Source organism: Candidatus Binatia bacterium, from assembly GCA_023150935.1.
In the GTDB taxonomy this organism is placed as follows: domain Bacteria; phylum Desulfobacterota; class Binatia; order HRBIN30; family HRBIN30; genus JAKLJW01.
On the sequence record JAKLJW010000002.1, the window covers coordinates 92,372 to 112,225 of the forward strand.

Annotated in this window: 18 protein-coding genes; 7 read left to right on the plus strand and 11 right to left on the minus strand. The window is 66.0% G+C overall.

What is annotated here, in order from left to right:
- Positions 1-78: 78 nt before the first annotated feature.
- From L6Q96_02620 to L6Q96_02635, 4 genes are all read right to left on the minus strand, one after another.
- A complete protein-coding gene (locus L6Q96_02620; GenBank protein ID MCK6553470.1) occupies positions 79-1,245 on the minus strand; it encodes an ABC transporter permease in 1,167 nt (388 codons plus the stop codon).
- Positions 1,242-2,027, minus strand: coding sequence for an ABC transporter ATP-binding protein (locus L6Q96_02625; protein MCK6553471.1), 786 nt, complete (start codon positions 2,025-2,027; stop codon positions 1,242-1,244). The genes L6Q96_02620 and L6Q96_02625 overlap by 4 nt, the downstream gene beginning before the upstream one ends.
- Before the next feature lie 70 nt (positions 2,028-2,097).
- Positions 2,098-2,565, minus strand: coding sequence for a YbaK/EbsC family protein (locus L6Q96_02630; protein ID MCK6553472.1), 468 nt, complete (start codon positions 2,563-2,565; stop codon positions 2,098-2,100).
- A gap of 249 nt (positions 2,566-2,814) precedes the next feature.
- Complete coding sequence (locus L6Q96_02635; GenBank protein MCK6553473.1) at positions 2,815-3,045, minus strand: hypothetical protein; 231 nt, start codon at positions 3,043-3,045, stop codon at positions 2,815-2,817.
- A gap of 141 nt (positions 3,046-3,186) precedes the next feature.
- On the opposite strand from L6Q96_02635, the gene L6Q96_02640 reads away from it, so the two are divergent.
- Positions 3,187-4,878, plus strand: coding sequence for a SulP family inorganic anion transporter (locus tag L6Q96_02640; protein MCK6553474.1), 1,692 nt, complete (start codon positions 3,187-3,189; stop codon positions 4,876-4,878).
- A gap of 353 nt (positions 4,879-5,231) precedes the next feature.
- Here L6Q96_02640 and L6Q96_02645 read toward each other — a convergent pair whose 3' ends face one another.
- The 4 genes from L6Q96_02645 to L6Q96_02660 form a co-directional block, all read right to left on the minus strand.
- Positions 5,232-6,539 (minus strand): ATP-binding protein, encoded by a 1,308-nt coding sequence (locus L6Q96_02645; GenBank protein ID MCK6553475.1) that lies wholly within the window; start codon positions 6,537-6,539, stop codon positions 5,232-5,234.
- A 6-nt stretch (positions 6,540-6,545) separates the two neighbouring features.
- On the minus strand, positions 6,546-7,238 hold the full coding sequence (locus tag L6Q96_02650; protein MCK6553476.1) for a response regulator transcription factor: 693 nt from the start codon (positions 7,236-7,238) through the stop codon (positions 6,546-6,548).
- 406 nt (positions 7,239-7,644) lie between these two features.
- Positions 7,645-8,175, minus strand: a complete 531-nt coding sequence (locus tag L6Q96_02655) for a Spy/CpxP family protein refolding chaperone (protein MCK6553477.1) — start codon at positions 8,173-8,175, stop codon at positions 7,645-7,647.
- A 147-nt stretch (positions 8,176-8,322) separates the two neighbouring features.
- Positions 8,323-9,729 carry an amidase gene (locus L6Q96_02660; protein MCK6553478.1) on the minus strand — a complete coding sequence of 469 codons (1,407 nt, stop codon included), beginning with the start codon at positions 9,727-9,729 and terminating at the stop codon, positions 8,323-8,325.
- A 112-nt stretch (positions 9,730-9,841) separates the two neighbouring features.
- Between L6Q96_02660 and L6Q96_02665 the strand changes: the two genes are divergently transcribed.
- From L6Q96_02665 to L6Q96_02680, 4 genes are all read left to right on the plus strand, one after another.
- Complete coding sequence (locus L6Q96_02665) at positions 9,842-11,251, plus strand: MFS transporter (protein MCK6553479.1); 1,410 nt, start codon at positions 9,842-9,844, stop codon at positions 11,249-11,251.
- A 70-nt stretch (positions 11,252-11,321) separates the two neighbouring features.
- Positions 11,322-12,569 (plus strand): LssY C-terminal domain-containing protein, encoded by a 1,248-nt coding sequence (locus tag L6Q96_02670; GenBank protein ID MCK6553480.1) that lies wholly within the window; start codon positions 11,322-11,324, stop codon positions 12,567-12,569.
- Between the two features lie 66 nt (positions 12,570-12,635).
- Complete coding sequence (locus L6Q96_02675; GenBank protein MCK6553481.1) at positions 12,636-13,010, plus strand: hypothetical protein; 375 nt, start codon at positions 12,636-12,638, stop codon at positions 13,008-13,010.
- 67 nt (positions 13,011-13,077) lie between these two features.
- The gene (locus tag L6Q96_02680) at positions 13,078-14,316 is read left to right on the plus strand and encodes an aspartate aminotransferase family protein (GenBank protein MCK6553482.1); all 1,239 of its coding nucleotides are present in this window, start codon (positions 13,078-13,080) and stop codon (positions 14,314-14,316) included.
- A 62-nt stretch (positions 14,317-14,378) separates the two neighbouring features.
- On the opposite strand, the gene apaG is transcribed toward L6Q96_02680, so the two are convergent.
- On the minus strand, positions 14,379-14,768 hold the full coding sequence (gene apaG / locus L6Q96_02685; GenBank protein MCK6553483.1) for a Co2+/Mg2+ efflux protein ApaG: 390 nt from the start codon (positions 14,766-14,768) through the stop codon (positions 14,379-14,381).
- Positions 14,769-14,837: 69 nt separating this feature from the next.
- Positions 14,838-17,408, minus strand: coding sequence for a hypothetical protein (locus L6Q96_02690; GenBank protein ID MCK6553484.1), 2,571 nt, complete (start codon positions 17,406-17,408; stop codon positions 14,838-14,840).
- A 453-nt stretch (positions 17,409-17,861) separates the two neighbouring features.
- Between L6Q96_02690 and L6Q96_02695 the strand changes: the two genes are divergently transcribed.
- Both L6Q96_02695 and L6Q96_02700 read left to right on the plus strand, forming a co-directional pair.
- Entirely contained in the window at positions 17,862-18,332 is a 471-nt protein-coding gene (locus tag L6Q96_02695) for an archaeosortase/exosortase family protein (protein MCK6553485.1), read from the plus strand.
- Entirely contained in the window at positions 18,329-18,871 is a 543-nt protein-coding gene (locus tag L6Q96_02700) for a hypothetical protein (protein ID MCK6553486.1), read from the plus strand. Before L6Q96_02695 ends, L6Q96_02700 begins: the two co-directional genes overlap by 4 nt.
- A gap of 294 nt (positions 18,872-19,165) precedes the next feature.
- Here L6Q96_02700 and L6Q96_02705 read toward each other — a convergent pair whose 3' ends face one another.
- Complete coding sequence (locus tag L6Q96_02705) at positions 19,166-19,735, minus strand: nucleoside deaminase (protein MCK6553487.1); 570 nt, start codon at positions 19,733-19,735, stop codon at positions 19,166-19,168.
- Positions 19,736-19,854 lie beyond the last annotated feature (119 nt).

The window sequence follows — 19,854 nt, forward strand, 5'->3', positions numbered from 1 at the left end:
GGGGGCGTGGGGGATCGAGCGTGCTCGGCGCGGCCGATTGTCGGGGCGGTGCCTGCGGGGAAGGACTCCGGCACCTCCCTAGAACACCTCGTGCAGCGCGGTCACCACCGATTTACGGGCGGCCCCCCAGGCAGGCACCACGCCGGCGAGCATACCGACGACCAGCGAAAGGAATAACCCATTAGCGACGACCGGGGCGGTGATAATGAAACTACCCAGTGGTCCAAGCGTCGGATTGGCGCCCGCGGCGGCGCGCAACATACCCGTGGCGCCGAGCGACATCAGAACGCCGGCGACCCCCGCGACGATGGCCAGCAGGAGCGCCTCGGCAAGCAGGGTGGCGAAGATCGCGCGCCGGCCGAAGCCGATGGCCTTCAATACGGCGATCTCCCCGGCCCGTTCTCGGACTCCCATCGAGGCGGTGTTGGCGGCTATGAACACGATGCACAGTGCCACCAGCCCGGTGACGATGAGGACGATCGTGACGAAACCCTGCAACGAACCGAAGAAGTTCGAAAAGAAGCTCTTCTCGGTTTCCGACGCCGTCTCAGCGTCGCTGTTGCGCGACATTTCGTCGACGGTGCGCATGATCGCGTTAACCTTGGCCGGGTCGCCGGCCCGCACCCAGATCATGCCGACGATGCCGAGACCCTTGCGCCCCTGCGCCTTCAGGGCCTGATCGAGGTACTCCTGGTTGAACCAGAGCAGCGGAGCGCGTTCGCTGGCGATTTCTCCGACGATCCGCAGGTCGAGGTTTACCGGCCACACGGTGCTCTTCAGCGTGATGCGATCGCCGACCTTCCAGCCGTAGCGTTTCATCACCTGCCGGCCGACGATGGCACCGTCTCGGTAACGCTGGAAATCCGCCAGCTGTTCCGGGGTGATCGGCCAATCGGGATACACGGCGCCGACATGCTCGACCTCGACGGCGAAGTTCGGAAAGGTCACCTTGCCGGCCTCCTCGTAAGCGCCGCCGAACCACACCTGACCCATGGCAGCGGCCACGCCGTCGATCTGCCGAACCTTGCGGGTGAACGATGCCGGCATCGGGTAAACCACTCCGGCCTTGTTGTGCACGGAGATGCGGGTGTTGTTGGCCATGCTGTCGAGAATGGCGTTGAGGCCATCGGGCATCGTCAGCAGCAGGCAGACGAGGGCCACCGCAAGCGCGACCGCGCCGCCCGTCAACGCGGTGCGCAGCTTGTTGCGCCAGAGATTGGCCCAGATCCAGCGGGAGTAGGTCATGGCGCCGGCGGGCTAACCGTGGACGTCGGATGAGCGCCGGCAGCCAGAAGCAGGGCGGCCTCGGCGCGTTCGGCGTCGTCGCCTTCGAGCAGTATGCCCTTGTCGAGGTGGAAGGCGTCGTCCACAAAACGCAGGGCCCTGGGATCGTGCGTGACCATGACGATCGTCTTGCCGAACTCGTTCTTGAGCTGGCGCAGGAGGCCGAGTGTGGCCTCGGCGTTACGGGCGTCGAGATCGCCAGTCGGTTCGTCGGCGACGATCAGGTCGGGGTCCGTGACGATCGCACGCGCGATGGCTACGCGCTGCTGCTCGCCGCCGGAAAGCGTGCGCGGGTAGTGGTCGAGGCGGTGTTCCAGGCCGACTATGCGCAAGGCGGTTTCGGCCCGGCGGGCGCGCTCGGGCTTGCCCAGATGAGTCAGGAGCAGGGGCAGGGCGACGTTGTCGCGCGCGTTCAGTACCGGGATCAGGTTGAAGAACTGGAAGATCAGGCCGACGTGCCGGGCCCGCCACGCCGCCAGGTCGTCCTCCGTCAAATCGTCCAGACGGGCCCCCGCGACGATGACCTCTCCCGAGGTCGGCCGGTCGATGCCCGAGACCAGATTCAGCAGGGTCGACTTGCCGGAACCCGACGGGCCCATGAAGGCGACGAAATGCCCGCGCGGCACCTGCAGCGAGACATTATCGAGCGCGTGTACGTCGTCCACGCCGCGAATGTAGCGACGAGACACATGGCGAATCGCGACGAGGGCACCCTCGCCGGTGGGGGGCGGCGTTCCGTACATGGCCTGCACGTCGAGATTACCCGACGTGCGGCGGCGATGGTAGGGACGGAGGGGCGTTAAGTTAACGGCCTCACTCCGTTGCGAACGCTGCCACCTTCGGCTGCACCAGCCGGACGAAGTCGGCGTACTTCATGCGCACCGTCTGCGTGTGCGTGCCGGCGTTGAAGACGATGTCCTCGTCGCGCGTCAGGCTCTGGTCGACGAACACGGGCAGGTTGTAGAGGTTGCCGAACGGCGGCATGGCACCGGCTTCGCACTGAGGGAAGAGACCGGTGAATTCCTCCTCGGTCGCCAGGCGCAGATCGTGACGACCGACCACGCCTTCTGCGAGGTCGAGATCGACGCGAAGCGGCGCCGGCAGCACCGCCATGAAGAACTGGCTGCCGCTGCGCAGGATGACGACCTTTGCCAGCTCCTTGCCCTTCACGTGTTGGGCCTCGGCGACCTCCTGCGCCGTAAACGCTTGACGGTGCGACAGCACATCGTACTTAACGCCCGCACTGTCCAGAAACTCCCGCAGCTTCGTGAGGATCGGCATGGCAGTCCTCCTCGGTCCATAAAATTGGCGAACCACGAACCGTGCCAGCCTCCGGCGCCGGCGCCGACAGCCCGGTGAGTATGCCCGAGAATGCGTTCGCTTCCCAGTCGTGCCACCGCCTTCCGGCGGTTGCGAAGGCACGCGTTCGGGCCTCTCGATCAGGTCCGCTTCCCCACCGAGCGTTCCAGTTCGGCGGCGGTTTCGCCTGCCACCCAATGATGCGCACGGTTGCCGATCCGGTGCGGGCGCTTACTTCGGCTGGGTCTTCAGTACAGTCAGCCGTTCCCGGGCGCGGGCGGCCTGTTCGCTGTCCGGATATTCGGCGACGATCTGCTCGTAAAGCTCGCGCGCGTGTTGCGGGTTGTTCTGTACTTCCTCGAATTGGGCAATATCGAAAAGCTGCGCCGCCTTGTCCTGGCAACCCCCGGCGGCCAACACCGCCACCAGGCACAAGGTCCGTATCGAGCCGTGCATCGACATCGCTCTCGGCCCGGTTTCTTATGCCGCGGGACGCCGATCGGCAAGTGCGGGGCGTACGACAAATTCGTGAGATAGCCTCACGCCGCACGCTCCGTCGATGGTGCGCCGGCGGCCGGATGTGGTAAGGCGCCGGGACGCGACATGGCCGACACGCAGCTTCCCCGGAAGGCGCCACGGTTCGTTTTGCTTGCGGGTCTACGCCCGCTCGGGCGCGCCGAAGCGCTGCGCGATGCGCTGGCCGGCGTCACCCTGGCGGCGATGAACGTGCCGCAGGCGCTCGGCTATGCGCGCATCGCCGGCATGCCGCTGATCACCGGTTTGTACACGCTGCTGCTGCCGCTGGTGGCGTTCGCAGCCTTCGGATCGTCGCGGTACCTCGTGGTCGCTGCCGACTCCGCCACCGCCGCCATTCTTGCCGGTGCCCTGGTGCACATCGCGCCGCGCGGCAGCGACCAGTACGTTGCGCTCGCCGGTATCGCGGCGTTGTTGACGGGCGGCCTGCTGCTGCTGGCCCGGCTGTTTCGACTCGGGTTTCTCGCGGACTTCCTCTCCCGTACGGTCCTCGTCGGCTTCCTGACCGGCGTCGGGCTTCAGGTCGCCATCGGCGAACTCGGAGACATGCTCGGCATTCAGGCGGACGCCCACGGCACCGTCGCGCAACTTGTGCAGGTCGTCGCGGGGCTCGGCCACCTGCACCTGCCGACGCTCGCGGTGTCGGTGGCCGTCATCGTTTGCGTGCTCGGATGTCGCTACGGGATGCCGCGCATTCCGGGGCCGTTGATCGCCGTCGTCGGGGTGCTGGTGGCCAGCCGCACCTTCGATTTCGCCGGCCGCGGCATTCAGGTCATCGGCGCGGTGCCCGGTGGGCTGCCCCATCTGGCGTTGCCGGCGTTGACCTGGCGCGAATTCCTCGAGCTGCTGCCGGCGGCAGCCTCGTGTTTCGTGATGATCATCGCGCAGAGCGCGGCGACCGCCCGTGCGTACGCCCTGCGTCACCATGACGCTCTCGACGCGGACACCGACCTCGTCGGTCTCGGTGCCGCCAACGTAGCCGCGGCCTGCACGGGCACGTTTGTGGTGAACGGCAGCCCCACCCAGACGGCGATGGTCGAGCGGGCCGGCGCTCGCAGTCAGACGGCGCAACTTGCCACGGCGATCGTGGTGGCCGGCTTGCTTCTGCTGGCGACGGGTCCACTGCAGTACCTGCCGCGCGGTGCGCTCGCCGCCATCGTCTTCACGATTGCAATCGGCCTGATCGATGTGCCGGGATTGCAGGCGATCCGCCGAGAGAGCCCGGGAGAGTTCACCCTTGCCCTTACCGCAGCCGCCGTGGTGGTGCTCATCGGCGTACAACATGGCATCCTGCTGGCGATGGTGCTGTCGCTGCTCCGGCACGTGCGGCACAGCTACCAGCCCAGCACCTCGATCATGGTGCCCGACGAGGGCGGTCGATGGATACCGGTGCCGGCGGTGCCCGGTGTGGTCACCGAGCCGGGCCTGATCGTCTACCGGTTCGCCGCCGACCTGTTCTACGCCAACGTCGAACACTTCACCGACGAGTTGCGCAACCTCGTGACGGCACCGGCCGAACCGGTTCGCTGGGTGGTGATCGACGCCGGTGCGATCACCGACATCGACTACTCGGCCGCCGCGGCGCTCCGGGAGTTGCTGCCCGATCTGCGCCGCCTCGGACTGACGCTGCTGTTCGCCCGTGTGCGGCCCGAATTGGAAACCGACTTTGCCCGCCACGGCATCGTGGAAGCGCTCGGGCGGGAGCGGATCTTCCCGACTCTGCACGAGGCACTCGCCGCCGTTCACCGGGGTCTTTCGTGACCCCGGGGGACGCGTTGGAAGATGCCCTTCCGATGTGTGCCCTGGACTACGATCGCCCGGCCATCACGCGCTCCCTTGCGCGTCGCGTGCTGTGACTTGTCCGGCACTCCATCTGCGGGCGCCGCCGAACCGGCCTCTCCTCCGTACTCGTTCACGTACTCGTTCACGGCCGCTTCCTCGTAGGCGTCCAACCGCTCGTTGTCTAACTTCATCGCCGCGTGCCCTCAGTCCGTGCACGAGTACGTGTACCGCTTCGCTGAGTACGTGTACGGAATGGAAACCCAACTTCGAGTTTACGGGCACGGTGCGAGGAAATCGGATGGGGAGGGCGAGGCTCCTGCCGAGCCGAGTGCTCACCGGCGCGGCTCGGCGGGAGCCTCGAGAGGTCCCCCGCCCGCCGGCGTGGCTGCCGGCAAAGTCACACGAAAGCAGGTGCCGCCGTCGGGACGGGCTTCGCAGAGTGCTTCGCCGCCGTGACGGCGTGCGATCTGGCGCACGATGGCGAGACCCAATCCGCTGCCGCCGTCGCCTTCACGCTGGCCGGGAAGACGATAGAACGGTTCGAAGATACGCTCGCGTTCGGACACGGGAATGCCCGGTCCGCGGTCGCACACGGTCAGTGCCGCGTCCTCGTTGACGCGGGTTACCGCAATGTCGATGGGAGCTCGACCGTAACGCTGCGCGTTGTCGAGCAGATTGCGGATCAAACGCCGCAGCAGTCGGGTCTCGCCGCTCACCTGCACGGGCGTGCCGGTTACCGACAGATCGCGACGCGCCGCTTCTTCTGCGACCAGACCGAGGAGATCGACGGGTTCGACAGATCCGTGCTCGGGTGTCGTGTCCAGCCGGCTGGCGAGCAGGATCTCTTCGATCAGGGCGTCCAGTTCGGCGATGTTACGTTCCACCTCGACTCGTTGCGCGGCCGGAATATGGGTGTGCAGCAGCTCGATCGCTACGCGCAGCCGTGCCAACGGCGAGCGCAGCTCGTGGGAGGCATTGGCAAGCAGCGTCTTGTGCGCCGTCACCAGAGCTTCGATACGCGTCGCTGCCCGATTGAAGCTCTCCGCCAGTTGCGCCACTTCGTCGCGACCCTCGACCGGTACGCGGGCCCGTAGGTCGCCGGCCCCGAGGGCCTCGACACTTGCCTGCAAACGCTCCAGCCGGCGGGTAATACGGCGGACCGCCGGATACGCGGCCAGGGCGATCAGTACCAGCACCCCGATCGGTCCCCAGTGTGGCCGGCCGGCCGGCCGCGGCTGCACCGCCAGCCAGCGACCATCGGGCAGGCGGCGCGCCCACACCTGCCTCCGGCCGTCACGGTAACGCTGCACGTCCCTGCCCGCGGGCCGCGGCGGAGCCGGCAACGCCGGGCCGCTGGCAGCAACGAGCCGAGCGTCGGCGGCGAACAACGATACCCGCCCGCCCAGGCGCGCCGCGAGGCGATCGAGGGCGCGCTGTTGCACGCGTGACGGCGCGCCGGGTGCCGGTATCGCCGCAGCGGGCAGGTCGGTGAGAAACAATGCCGGCTGCCGTGGTCGGGAGGACTCCTCCGTCAGCCGCCAGAGGCCGTTAGCGATCGCCGCAAACACGGCCAGTGTCACCACCAGCGCGAAGTAGATCTGCAGATAAAGGCGATGGCGCGGCCCGTGTCTCCGGCTCATGATGGCTCAGTCGTGCGGGTGGCGTGCGAACACGTAACCGGCGCCGCGAACCGTCAGCAGGTGCCGCGGCTTCCTGGGGTCGTCTTCGATGGCGGCGCGGATGCGGGAGACGTGCACGTCGATCGACCGGTCGAAGGCTTCCAGCGCTTCGCCCTTGACGAGATCCATAAGCTGCTCGCGCGTCAGGACGCGCCCGGCGTGCTCGGCAAGGGCGAGGAGGAGCGCGAACTGGTATCCGGTCAGCGTTCGTTCCGCGCCGTCGACCCGAATCACGCGGGCGCCACGGTCGATCTCGAGCCGTCCGAAATGCAGGAGGTCGCGGGCATCTCCCGCAGGCATGCGCCGCCGCAGGATGGCGCGCAGCCGGGCCAGCAACTCCCGCGGCTCGAAGGGTTTGGGGAGATAGTCGTCGGCCCCGAGTTCGAGGCCCACGATTCGGTCGGTGGCGTCACCGCGGGCGGTGAGCATGAGCACCGGCACGGTGCTGATGCCGCGCAAGCGCTTGAGGGTTTCGAAGCCGTCGAGGTCGGGCAGCATGACATCGAGGATCACGGCATCGACGGGCTCGCGCGCCACGTGCTTCAGGCCGCTGCCGGCGTCCGTGGCCAACGTGACGCGGAGCCCGGCCGCACCGAGGTACTCGGCAACCATGGCACCGAGCCGCGCGTCGTCATCGATCATCAGGATGCGGTCGGGCATCGACGTCAGCAGTGGTTCGCGATCCGGGGTTCCGGGGCCGGAGTTAGTGGTGCGTTTACTGTCGTTCGGCGTTCGCGATTCCCTCCAACAGCCTAACAGCGAACCGCCCGGCAGCCTAACCGCGGAGCGCTGCAATCCGCTACCTCCGACGACCTGCCCCGGCAGCCAATATCCCCCCAGCCTCAGAGCGGGCTGCCGCCCGCAACCCAAAGCGAACAACCAGTCCGTTCGCCCCGAGTAGGAGCCCTTCCCCCGGGCTCCGTATCGAGGGGCGCGCCCGTGCCGAGCCTGTCCCTCGATACGCCGCCTGAGAAGACGGCTGCTACTCGGGACGAACGGCGGGGCACAGCCGCGCCATGGCCTGAAGATTTCTTCGCGCCGCACGCGCATCCGCGGAAGTCGTCGATCAGAACGGCCCGCGATGCCGTCCGTGACGCTTCGCGAGATGGTCGGCCAGCGCGGTGCGTTGCTCGGGAGTGAGCACCTCGGCGATGTCGGTAAGCGCCTGCGCGAACCGCTTCGACACCGCCTCGAAGTTCTGCACCTGTGCCGCACGCAGGCTCTCGATTGCGTTGCGGTCGATGGAGGGCTGCGTCAGGATTTCCCGCGCACGTTTGCGTGCCGTGTAGCGTTGTTCTCGATACGGCTCGATTTCGTCGAACGCCTGCTTGCCGATGGCCAGGATGCGCGTCTCCTGCTCCTCGGTGGCGTCGATTCTGTTCAGCAGGCGCCGCAGACGTTCTTCCATGTGCTCACGCATCTCGGCGGGGTCGCGATGGCGCCAGCGTCCGTGCGGACCGTCTCCACCGGCCCAGCCGACGGCCATGCGGGCGATGAAGCCGAGAGCGATGCTGCCGAGCATCGAGCCCAGAAAGATGCGGCGCCAGCGGTTCCGCGGGGCGCCCGTTGCCGTTGCGGCATTCTGCGTCTGACCCATGAGAATCTCCTTTCGTTCCTGCGACGGTTTGGCGAGCGGCACCATGCCGCTCACGGAACGAACGGTAGGCCTGCCGCGTAACCGGCGTGTGTCGCGCAGGTAAAGTTATGTAAAGCTGCGCGGACCGCGCCCCCATTCGCGCCGATTCTACCCCGGCAGCGGCGGACGGCGCGTATGCCAATCCGTCTCTCGTTGGTAGGCGTGGCCGACCCGGCAGAGCGTCGGCTCGTCAAGGTGACGGCCGACGAACTGGACACCGAACGGCAGACCGTCCGCCGTGAAACCGCAGGGTACCGAGAGGGTCGGGTTGCGGCTGAAATTGAACGGCGCCGAGTAGCGCATGAACGGCGCCAATTCATCCGAGAACGGCGCCTCCGGGTCGACGAGATCGGCGGGCGGCGCCACGCCGAACGACCCCGGACAGACGAGCACATCGGCGTGCTCGAATACGTCCTGAAACGCGCCGGCGAACTCGATGCGTTGCACGTGCGCGGCGGCGTAATCGGCGGCGGTCAGCCTGGCCCCGAGCTCCAAGAAGGTGCGAAACATCGTCCCGTACTCGCCCGCGCGCCGCGGATACGTGGCACTGTGGGCGACCAGCGCTTCGGCAGCGCAGATGGGGCTCCATGCGTAAACCACGGGGTCGATCGGTGGTAGCCGGACCGCAACCACCCGGGCGCCCTGTGCGCGGAGGACTTCCACGACGCGCATAACCGCCTCCACCGTGTCGGGTTGGCACCCCGAGGCGATGTACTCGTCGTCGACACCGAGACGCAGGCCGCGGACACCGCCTTCCAGTTCCACTGTGCATGGCGGCGCCGGCTCTCGCAGCGATGTCGGATCCCGGGGGTCGAACCCCGCCAGCGCCTCGAGCATGGCGGCCGCGCCGGCTACGCTGCGGGTCATCGGACCGATGTGGTCGAGCGACATCCCGAGCGGAAAGACGCCGAACCGACTGACGCGCCCGTAAGTCGGTTTCAGCCCGACAACGCCGTTCCAGGACGACGGCAGTCTGATCGACCCGCCCGTGTCGGTGCCGATGGCCCCAACACAAAACCCGGCGGCAACGGCAACGCCCGAGCCGCTCGACGAACCGCCGGCATGACGTTCGAGGTTCCACGGGTTGCACGGTATGGGCAGGTCCGGATGATACCCGGCAAGGGCGAACTCGGTGAGGTTGAGCTTGCCGAGGATCACCGCGCCGGCCGCTTCGAGGCGTGCGACCGCGGTGGCGTCGTAATCGGGTACGTTGTTGGCGAGCACGATCGACGCACAGGTCGTGCGGACACCGCGAGTTGCGCACAGGTCTTTGACGCCGAGCGGTATGCCGTGCAGTGGGCCTCGGTAGTTCCCGGCGGCGATTTCGTCTTCGGCGCGTTGGGCAGCACCCAGGGCGCGCTCAACCAGCACGGTGATGAAGCCGTGCAAGCGGCCGTCGAGGGCGGCGATGCGTTCGAGCGCGGCGCGGGTAACTTCGACCGGCGACACCTTGCGGTTGCGAATCAGTGCGGCAAGCTCGGTGAGATCGGCGAAGCAGATGTCGGTAGCGTGCATGTCGGTCTCCGCGGGAGGATGTGGACAGCGTTCTGGCAGATTGCCGGCGCCTTGGCGAGCATTCGAGTTCGGCTGGCTTTCCTTCCCGGCGTCGACGGGCGATAACCGGCGCGTGATTGCCGCGGTGCGCGAGGTCCTGGGAACGCTCCGGTGGGCCTATTTGCCGGTGCTGGCGACGTACTTCGCTTACGGTGCCAGTGCGATTGCCAGCGTCGCGCTGCTGTATTTCCAGAAGGACGTAATCGGACTCACTCCGGCGCAGGTCGCGCGCGTTGCCTTCTGGGCGAATCTGCCGTGGAGCATGAAGATGGTTGTCGGCGTGGCCTCGGATCGTGTGCCGATCGCCGGCAGCCGGCGCAAGCCTTATCTAATTTTGGGGGCGCTGCTGTCACTGGTGGGATACGCGGCGATGGCCGCCTGGGTGACGACTCGCGGCGGATATCTCGTTGCGATGGTATGCATCGCGGTTGGGTTCATGGTGCAGGACGTCATTGCCGACGCGCTCAGCGTGGAGGTGGCGGAGACGGACGAGGAGTTAGGGCAGGTGCAGGCGCTGGGCCGGATGGCGCTGTTGATCGGGAGCATCAGCGTGGGATACGTCAGCGGCGTGCTGGCCGCGGCCATCGGGCCGCGTGCGGTGTTCGGGGTGGCCATGGCGCTACCGGTACTGGTCGTCGTCGGCGCGCTGTTCGTGCAGCCGCGGCGCCGGCCCGATCCCGTGTCCGAAGACGGTCCGCTGGGGCACGGACGCGCGTGGCTGGTGATGGCCACCGGGTTGGGGTACGCGGCGTTGGGCGTGGGGCTCGAGTTCTTCGAGGTGCCGTATTCGCAGGAGTTGATCTTGTTGGTGTCGGCGGCGCTGCTGACACTGCTATTCCGCGAAGTCGGCGTGTCGCGGCACGTCATCGTAGCCGCGGCGGTGATTTTTCTGTTTCGGGCGATGCCGGGAGTCGGGCAGGGCTACAGCTACTGGGCGATCGACGGTCTCGGATTCGATCAGACGTTTCTCGGCCTGCTGGCGCAGGTGAGCTCGGTCCTCAGCCTTGTCGGTCTTCTGGTCTTCCGCAAAGCGATCACGGAGCGGCCGGTAAGTTTCACGCTGGGGTGGGTGATAATAGCCAGTGCGATTCTCTATCTGCCGAACGTCGGTCTGTTCTATGGTTTGCAGGACTGGCTTGGCGTGAGTGCGCGCACTCTAGCGTTGATCGACACGACCATTTCGGCGCCGCTGGGGCAGTTGACGATGGTGCCGATGCTGGTGCTCATCGCGCGCACGGCGCCGGCCGGGGCGGAGGCGACCATGTTCGCGATCATGGCGTCATTGATGAATCTCGCCCTGTCGGCGAGCGAGCTGTTTACGCGTTATCTGAACGAGTTCTTTGCGGTTACGCAGGAGGACTATTCCCGACTCGGGCGGCTGATGATCACGGTAATGGTCATCGGCCTGGTGCCGTTGCTGGCGTTGCCGGTGTTGCGCCGGCACGAGGGGCAGTTGTCGCGACATGATTCGGACAGCGCGTAAACGGGTCCCGGCGGGTCGGGGTAACAGGCGTAGCTTCATCCGCGTCGGGACCGGGAGGTGCGCCCTGGCGGTGGGCCTGACGTTGGGGCTGTTTGCCGTCGGTTGTTCGCGTTACCGTCCCGAACCCGTCGATCCGATCGAGCTTGTGCGGGCCGGGGCCACGGATACGGTGGCGGGCGTGCGGGTCACCGTGACGGTGCCCAGCGACGAAGAAGCGGCAAGAGTCTTCGGCGTCGATCTGGCCGGAGCACGCATTCAACCGGTGTGGTTGGATATCGTTAACGATACGGAGGCCGAATACTGGTTTGCGCCGGTAGCGCTCGACCCTGGGTACTTCACGCCGCGGGAGGCCGCACGACGTTGCGAGTTGCCGTTCGGCGGGTCGGCGAACGCGCGCATGCGGGAGGACTTCGTCAGGGCTCAGGTTCCAACCTTCGTGGCGGGCAATGGACACGTCTCCGGGTTTCTGTTCACGCGGCACGAGCATGGCATGAAGGTCGTCAACGTCGACCTGATCGGTCGCGCCGGCTTCCGCCACTTCCTGTTCATCGTCGAAGTGCCGGGTTTTCGTCCCGACGCGAGTCCCGGCGAGATCGACCGGCTCTATGACGCCGCGCAGTTACGTGATGTTGACGAGACGGCGCTGCGCACCGCTCTGGAAGCGCTGCCCTGCTGCGCGACGACGGAGGACGGCACCGGCACTGAAGACCCGCTGAATTTCGTCCTGCTCGGCGACCGGCGAGCGATCTTCGCCGGTTTGTTGCGGGCGGGGTGGAAGGTCAGCGAGGTGCTGGATCGCCGGTCAGCGTTCCGGTTGTTCTATTCCTACTTTTTCGACGAGACCTACCTGCACGCTCCGATCAGCTCGGTTTACCTTTTCGGACGCCGCCAGGATCTCGCCATGGAGAAGACCCGCGAGACGGCGCGCGAACGCAACCATCTGCGCGTATGGATGACGCCGCTGCGGTTTCGGGGGCATCCGGTCTGGATCGGACAGATCAGTCGCGACATCGGGCTTTCGTATAGTCTCGGATCGTTTCTGGGCCACGAGGTCGACCCGGACGTCGACGAGGCTCGCGGGTACCTGGTACAGGATCTGTTGTGGACGCAGCAGATGCGCCGCTTCGGCTGGGTGACGGGGGTCGGTCCGAGCTCGGTCGCGGCGCCGCGGCGCATGGCCGATGGCACGCCTTTCTATACCGACGGGTTACGCGCCGTAATGGAGTTTGGGGACGACTGGACGCCGTTCGACGAGATCCAGTTTTTCGACTGGGAGCGTGCGACGCCGGCGGTGCAGTCGAAGCCGACCGGAAGATAGCGGCAGTCGAGGGGCGGGAGTCGGCAATTCTGTCGGGCGCCGCGTTGCGCTGGAGGGGAGCGGGGGATGGACGGTATACGGGCACTGCGGACCGGGTTGCGGACGGCGCATCTCCTGACGTTTGCGGCGTTGTACGGCGGCCACGTGTACGACGTCGCTCCCGAGCGGTTGCACGGAGCGCTGGCGGGAACGGTGTTGACCGGTCTTGTGCTGGCGGCAATCGATGTCGTGCGCAACCCGATCTGGCTGGTCCAGGTGCGCGGTCTGGCAACGATCGCGAAGGTATTACTGGTGGCTCTCGTCCCCGTGTGTTGGGCGTGGCGCCTGTGGTTGCTGACGGCCACCGTGATTGTTGGCGGCGTCAGCTCCCACATGCCGGGTAACTACCGCTACTACTCGGTGTTGCACCGGCGGGTTGTCGGCAGCCAGGACCGCGGTTAAAGATGCTGGCCGGACGGCGCCGGTGTCCCCTTGACCGGGTGGTGTCGTCTGCGCCATGACGCACGGCATGACCGATCGCGCGCAAGCCCTCACACCCGAGCTTTTCATCGAACGGTTCGGCCGCTACTTCAATCGCACCCGGGTCGACGCCATCGCCAACCTCGGTTTTCTGTTCGTCGAGGGGCGGGCCGAGGGCGTCTATTTCGAAGACGCGCAGGGGCATCGTTTCCTAGACATGTGGTCCATGGGGGGTACTTTCAATCTCGGGCATCGGCACCCGGCGGTGGTGCAAGCCGCCCAGAGAGGTCTGGCGAGCGACGATTTCGGCAGCCTCTTCTTCTTCAGCGAGGCAAAGGGGTTGCTGGCGGAAAAGCTGGCGCGGTGTACGCCGGGACGACTGGAGACCACGCATCCGGTCGTTACCGGCGGAGAGGCGATCGATCTCGCCATCAAGCTGGCGCGCGGCTCGACCCGACGGAGCGAGATCCTTTACGCCGACCACGCGTACCACGGCTGTACCGGCTTTGCGCTGTCGATGATGGCCCGCGGCGAGATGCGCGATTTTGCCGAGCCGCTGGTGCCTGACTTCCACGAGATTCGTTACGGGGATGCTGCCGATCTGGCGGCGAAGATCTCCGACCGTACGGCCGCGGTAGTGTTGGAGGCGGTGCGCACGGACGCCGACATGGCGGTGCCGCCGGCGGATTACTTTGCCGAGGTCCGGCGACTGTGCGACGCGCGGGGTGCGAAGCTGGTTATCGACGAAGTTGTCTGTGGGATGGGGCGGCTCGGAACGCTCTGGGGGTGCGAGTACTGGGGTGTCGAACCGGACATGCTGGTTACGGGTAAGGGCTTCAGCGGCGGGGTGTTCCCGATGTCGGCGGTGGTCACCCGTCCCGAGTGCCTCGATTTCTTTGCCGAGTCTCCGTATCGGACGATTTCCTCGTATGCCTGGTCGAATGTCGGGGCGCGGGTGACCCTTGCCGCACTGGAGGAGACGGAGCGTCTGCTGCCTGGACTGGCCGCACTGGGAGATCGGATCGAAGCGGATCTCCGTACCCTGCAGAGCCGTTACGGAGCGCCGCTGCGCGGGGTCCGGCGCGCCGGGATGATGTTTGCTCTCGACTTTGCCGACGCGGCCACGGGGATGGCGTTCCTGGGTCTGATGTTCGGCCTCGGCGTGCTCGTCGTTGCCTCCAGTCAACGGATGGACATCGTCAAGTTGTATCCGCCGCTCATTATCGAGCCGGCTCACGTGGCGGAGTTCAGCGAGAAGATGGAGACGGCGCTCCGCTCCCTGGCGTAGGCGCGACTTCTTCCAGCCCCCGGGTCTGTCGATGGTGGTCGGTCGGCCCGACCGACATCCGTTCAGTTGATCGTGGTCGGCTCGGAGAGGGTAAACGGGGCAATCTCGGCGTCGAATCGTTCGTCGTTCGACGTGACCATGCGGTAAGTGCCCTGCATGATGCCGAACGGCGTGGGTAGCGGGCAGGCGGATGTGTATTCGAACGACTCGCCCGGCGCGAGAACGGGTTGTTCGCCGACGACGCCGGGTCCGCGCACCTCCTGGGCATGACCGTCGGCGTCGGTTATGATCCAGTGTCGGCTGATCAGTTGGGCCGTTTCAGCACCCTCGTTCGATATGCGCACGCGATAGACGAAGAACCAGTGGCGCTGGTCCGGCTGCGAGCGCTCGGGTACGTAGGACGATTGAACCCGGATGCGGATGCCCCGGGTGACGGCTTCGGAAGTGAACAACGTTGCGGGCTCTCCCGTCGTTGTGTTCGGTTACCTGTCGCCTCCCGTCTATGCCCGGAGCGATTTGACTTACCAACCCGCGAACGGGTGGCTGTTGACCACCGTATACGGGTTCAGATTGATGCGTTTGGGCCCGACAATCTGACCATTGACGGTGCCGTGACCCGCAACGAAGATGCGATCGTTCGCGAACAGAGTGCCATTGAGAGTGGAGAAGGGTCCGAGAAAAGATCGATGCGTTACCATAAACACGACCTGCTCCGGGGTGAGACCTTCGAGCGTTATTGAGGATCGGCCCGCCAGGCGCAGCCCACGGGTGCCTTTCACACGTACGACCACGAGTTGCGTAGAGGGGGTGCCAACGAGCTTGAGGATGCCGTAGGGCCTTACGCTAAAGTCGGCGGTTTCGATAACCACGACGCCCGGGCCGACGTTCATGCTCTGTGTGCTTCGCGCCGGGACCCTGACGAGTCCCAGCGCCATGCCCGTGGTTACTGGTAGGGCGTTGAGGCTCGTCCATCGTGCCTCGGCCTGGCCGATGGCGGTGAGGCAGCGCTGTAATTCGATTGCCGTACCGGTTGTGTCGATGCCGCGTCCGGAGGTGACCCTGGAGCTACCAAGGATCGTCGCGCCACCGGTGAAGATCCCGCCGGTCACCAGGCTGTCGAACCCAAAACGCATGCCCTGAATGGGGGCGGGACGCGGCACCACCGCGTCGCCGTCAATGACGCCGAGTTTTCGCAGGGTGATGTAGTCCGTGCAGACGTGACCACCGACCTGGACGTGGCCGCGCAGGAAGGTCGTGACGTCGGGTGGGCCGGCGACGGGCCAGCGCAGAATTGCGTAGTCGCGCAGGTAGTTCACTTCGACACATGTTCCGCTGCCGTCGCAGGCGCCGGTTAGCAAGCCGATGCCCGGATCGCACGGGGTATCGGCCGGATCGAAGCAGGATCGCGTCGCTTCCTGGCAGGTGTTGCACTGGGTGCCGGGACACGGGTCGCCGCTGTGCAGATTGCACTGACCCGAGCTGTCGCAGGTATCCAACCCGTTACAGAAGATGCCGTCGTCGCAAGAGGAGCCGGGGGGCGCGTTTGCATCGAGTACGCAGGCCCCGGCGCCATTGCAGACGTCCACGGTGCAGAGATTGCCGTCGGCTTCGCACGGCGTCGCGGGAGGAGCCAGCGGTCCAGATTGGCAGGTGCCGGTTAGCGGATTGCACGCCTCGCTGCCGTTGCACAGGTTGCCGTCATCGGAGCAGACCACGGTCGAAGCCGTGGCGCAGGCGCCGCTGCCATTGCACTGGTCCACGGTACAGAGGTTGTTGTCGGTCTCGCACGAAGTGGTGGCTGCTGCCGGCGGTCCAGATTGGCAGGTGCCGGTTAGCGGATTGCAGGTCTCGGGGCCGTTGCACAGGTTGCTATCGTCGGAGCAGACCACCGTCGACGCGATAGCGCAGGTGCCGTTGCCGTCGCACTGGTCGACGGTGCAGAGGTTGTTGTCGTTGTCGCACGGGGTCGTAGCGGCCGGCGGCGGACCCGACTGGCAGGTGCCGGTTAGCGGATTGCAGGTCTCGGGGCCGTTGCACAGGTTGCTGTCGTCGGAGCAGACCACGTTCGACGCTGTGGCGCAGTTGCCACTGCCATCGCACTGATCGATGGTGCAGAAGTTGTTGTCGGCTTCGCACGGGGTCGTGGCCGGAGTCGGCGGTCCGGATTGGCAGGTGCCGGTCTGGGGGTTGCAGGTCTCAGGGCCATTGCACAGGCTGCCGTCGTCCGCACATGTCGTCAGGCCACCGGCCAAACACGTGCCGAGGCCGTCACAGTGGTCTGCCGTACACAGGTTTGCGTCCAGGTCGCACGCGGTACCGGGAAGAGCCGGCATGGTATTTTCACAGCCTGGGACGGCGTTGCTCAGGTAGCCATCTTGAACCGCGGCGGCAGTGAAGGCCGCCGGCGGCTGTGCTGCCGTGAAGATTGTCAGTTGGATGCGCCCGCTGAACGTTGGCGTCGGCATACCGTAGAAGTTGCGCAGCGGGGCCCTCTTCTCGTCCATCAAGTCGGCGGTCAGTTGGTAGCTAATGGGTCCCGTGCGCTTAAGCATTGCCGGGCCTCTGAAGGTCCCGTCGATGAGCAAGGTGCTCGCGATGTCACCCGGACCGATCACGTTGTCACCGTCGAAATCCACCGCCCCGGTCACCCGGACGATGCCGCCCGGACCGAAGGTCCATTCGTCGACGGTGGTTCCCGTGAGTCCACCGGTCTGGAAGTTCAGTCGGCAGCCGATGCAGGTGCCGGTCACTCCGGCATTTGATGGCGTGCCAACGCCGGTAACGGCATCGGTTTCGACGTTCGTACCGACCAGTGCGCCGCTACCGCCCGCGTAAGACAGCGTACCGGTGGTCGGCGGCCCGAGGGTAAAGACGATGGCCCCCGGCAGCGTGCATACCGTCGCGTTTGCCCGCACGCAGGCGCCACCGACACATACCTCCTGGCCGTCACAGACGTTCCCATTACTGCAGACGCTACCGTCCGTGGCCGTGCTGGTGACGCACCCGCGCGCATCGGCGCCCGGGTCGCCAGGCAGGCAAATCGTATCGGTGCACTCCAGGGCGTCGTCGCAATCGAGATCACTCTGACACATTGCTTGCGCCTGCTCAGCGGCACCGCCGGACGGTGCGCAAATCAGGAGCGCCAGCGAAATCAGCGTTGGGAGCAAGGTCGGGCTAAGCCGGGTCACCTTGCGTCCAGCGCCACACCGAATGCCTGCCGATTTCGATTTGGACATGGCCCAATACATCTCTCTTCCCAGGGCTCCCCCCGGCATCGTGACGCCGGTCCCGCCGACCCATTCCTGACCGTCGGGCCTCCACGCGGGACCGGACGTCTGCGTGGATGTCGCCGTTTGCCCTCCTAGCGCAACCGAGGCCTCCGCGTCAACAGAAAGGTGGCGTTATGTCCGAACAAATCCGCTGCAGAGCCGAGGCCCCCCGGTTCTGGGGGACGTCGGGTGGCCGGCGACGCGGCGGGTGGCGGAAGAACTGTCGCTTGTCACGGTCCTGGCCCCCGACTATTTTTGCCGCTGATGGCGTCGCCGATGTTGCGTTTCGCGCTCGTGTTCTTCCTCAGCCTTGTGGGTTTCAGCGTTGTCAGTGTGGCGACGAATCTACAGAACCACTTGCAGGTCGCGGAGCGTGCCATAGCCGCGGCCGCCACTTGGATGGCGCACCTGGTGGGCAGTGATGCCGTACGCGCGCAGGGCAACCTGATTTCCGCCGGTGGCGTGACGCTAAATATCAATCACGAGTGCACGGGGGTATTCGTCCTCTTCGTCCTCGTTAGCTTCCTGATCGCCTATCCCGCGTCGGCGAAAGCGAAGTTGCTCGGCATGGTTATCGGCGTGAGCGTGCTCTCGCTGATCAACGTCGTCCGCATCGCGACCCTGGTGCGGCTCGTCGAGTTCTACCCCGACGCCTTCGTCTATTTCCACGAGTACGTCTGGCAAGGCGCCTTTCTAATGCTCGTGACGCTCTACTCGATCACCTGGGTGGAGTGGGTGCGACGATGAAGGGCCGATTTGCGGTCCGTTTCCTTCTCGCTTTTACCTGCCTGGTCGTATTCTGGTGGCTGGTCGATCTTGGCGATCTCTATCGGACCGCGGCGCTGACCGCGGCGCAAGCGTTGAGTCCGTTGGTCAATGGCTGGTGGCTGGAGTTCGACCGCCCGGGCCTCGCGGACCCGGTGGTGTACCGGCGAGGCAACGAGCAACTGCCGATGCTCTTACAGTTGCCGGCCCTGTCGATGGCGCTCATGCCGTTTCTGTCATTGGTTGCGGCGACACCGGGCCTCGGCTGGCACCGCGGGCTGGTGGCTGCGGGCGTCGGTTCGCTGCTGTTCTTTGCCATCCACGTCATCATTGTGTTGATCTATCCCCTGGTCATGAGCCATCCGAATTTCGTCAAGGATACCATCGGCGTATTTTCGGGCATGGTGGCGTTCGTCGTCGCCCCCCTGGCTTTGTGGTTCGCACTGACCTACCCGGCGCTGCGAAACCTGTGGCAGTTGTCGCCGATAGCACGAGCCGGACTACGCCGTGAGCGTGCCTGAGAATGCCGTTCGGGTCCTGACACGGCCCTGAAACCCTTCGACAAGCCGATCAAGAAGGCGGCGGCCGGTCAGGGTGGTCGGGTTGTTCCGACGCTGCCCTCTCAGCGAGGGTGGGTGCCTGCGACCCAGGATCTGAGCAAACGTGCCCTTCTGACTTCTTCGCACCTTGCGCGCGAACTCGGAAATCGTAAAACAGGGCGGACGGCGGGGTGGTCACCCTCCGTGTCCAGCAAGGCAGAACTTGGGGCACGCTCAGGTTACGGGAGCGAGTCATCCTGAGGGCCCGGCCGTCAATCAATACGGATGGCGATCCGGCTTGTTCATCCAGACCCGGTAAGCCTCCAGACAGACGTCTGCCGCGAACCCCGGAACGATCTCGATCCGCCGCTTGTCCCACGGCTGGGCGAAGTCTTCGTACTGGAAGGCGTCGTCGAAACCGATCTCGCGGGTCTGCTCGAGGCTGGCGCCGAAGTACACCCGGTCGATACGCGACCAGTAGATCGCGCTCATGCACATCGGGCAGGGGGCGCCGTTGATGTAGATCTCGCAACCCTGGAGCATGCGGGCGCGCATCGGCACCGGGTCGGACGACCCCGGGGAACGCGGCACCGTCTCCAGGACGGTTCCGGCGTGGTACTCGCTGCCGAGCAGTGCCTTCGGATTCAATCTGGCGCAGGCGTCGACGATCGCCGTGATCTCGGCATGGTAAACCGGGCAACCGGTAAGCAGGACGCGGTTCTGCCCGCGTCCGACGATCTCGCCGTCTTTGACGATCACCGCGCCAAACGGCCCTCCCCAACCCTTCTCGACGGCCTCGATCGCCAGGCGCGTGGCCTCCTCGGCGAATTTCCGGTTGCCAGCCATGGTCGCTCCTCTCTCCGGTTCGTACCGGTATCGATACGAGTTTACGGTCGCCGGGCCCAGCCTTCCGCGAGCGGGGCGATGTGGAAGAGGATGGCTTTGCGGTCCTCGATGGCCGCGAG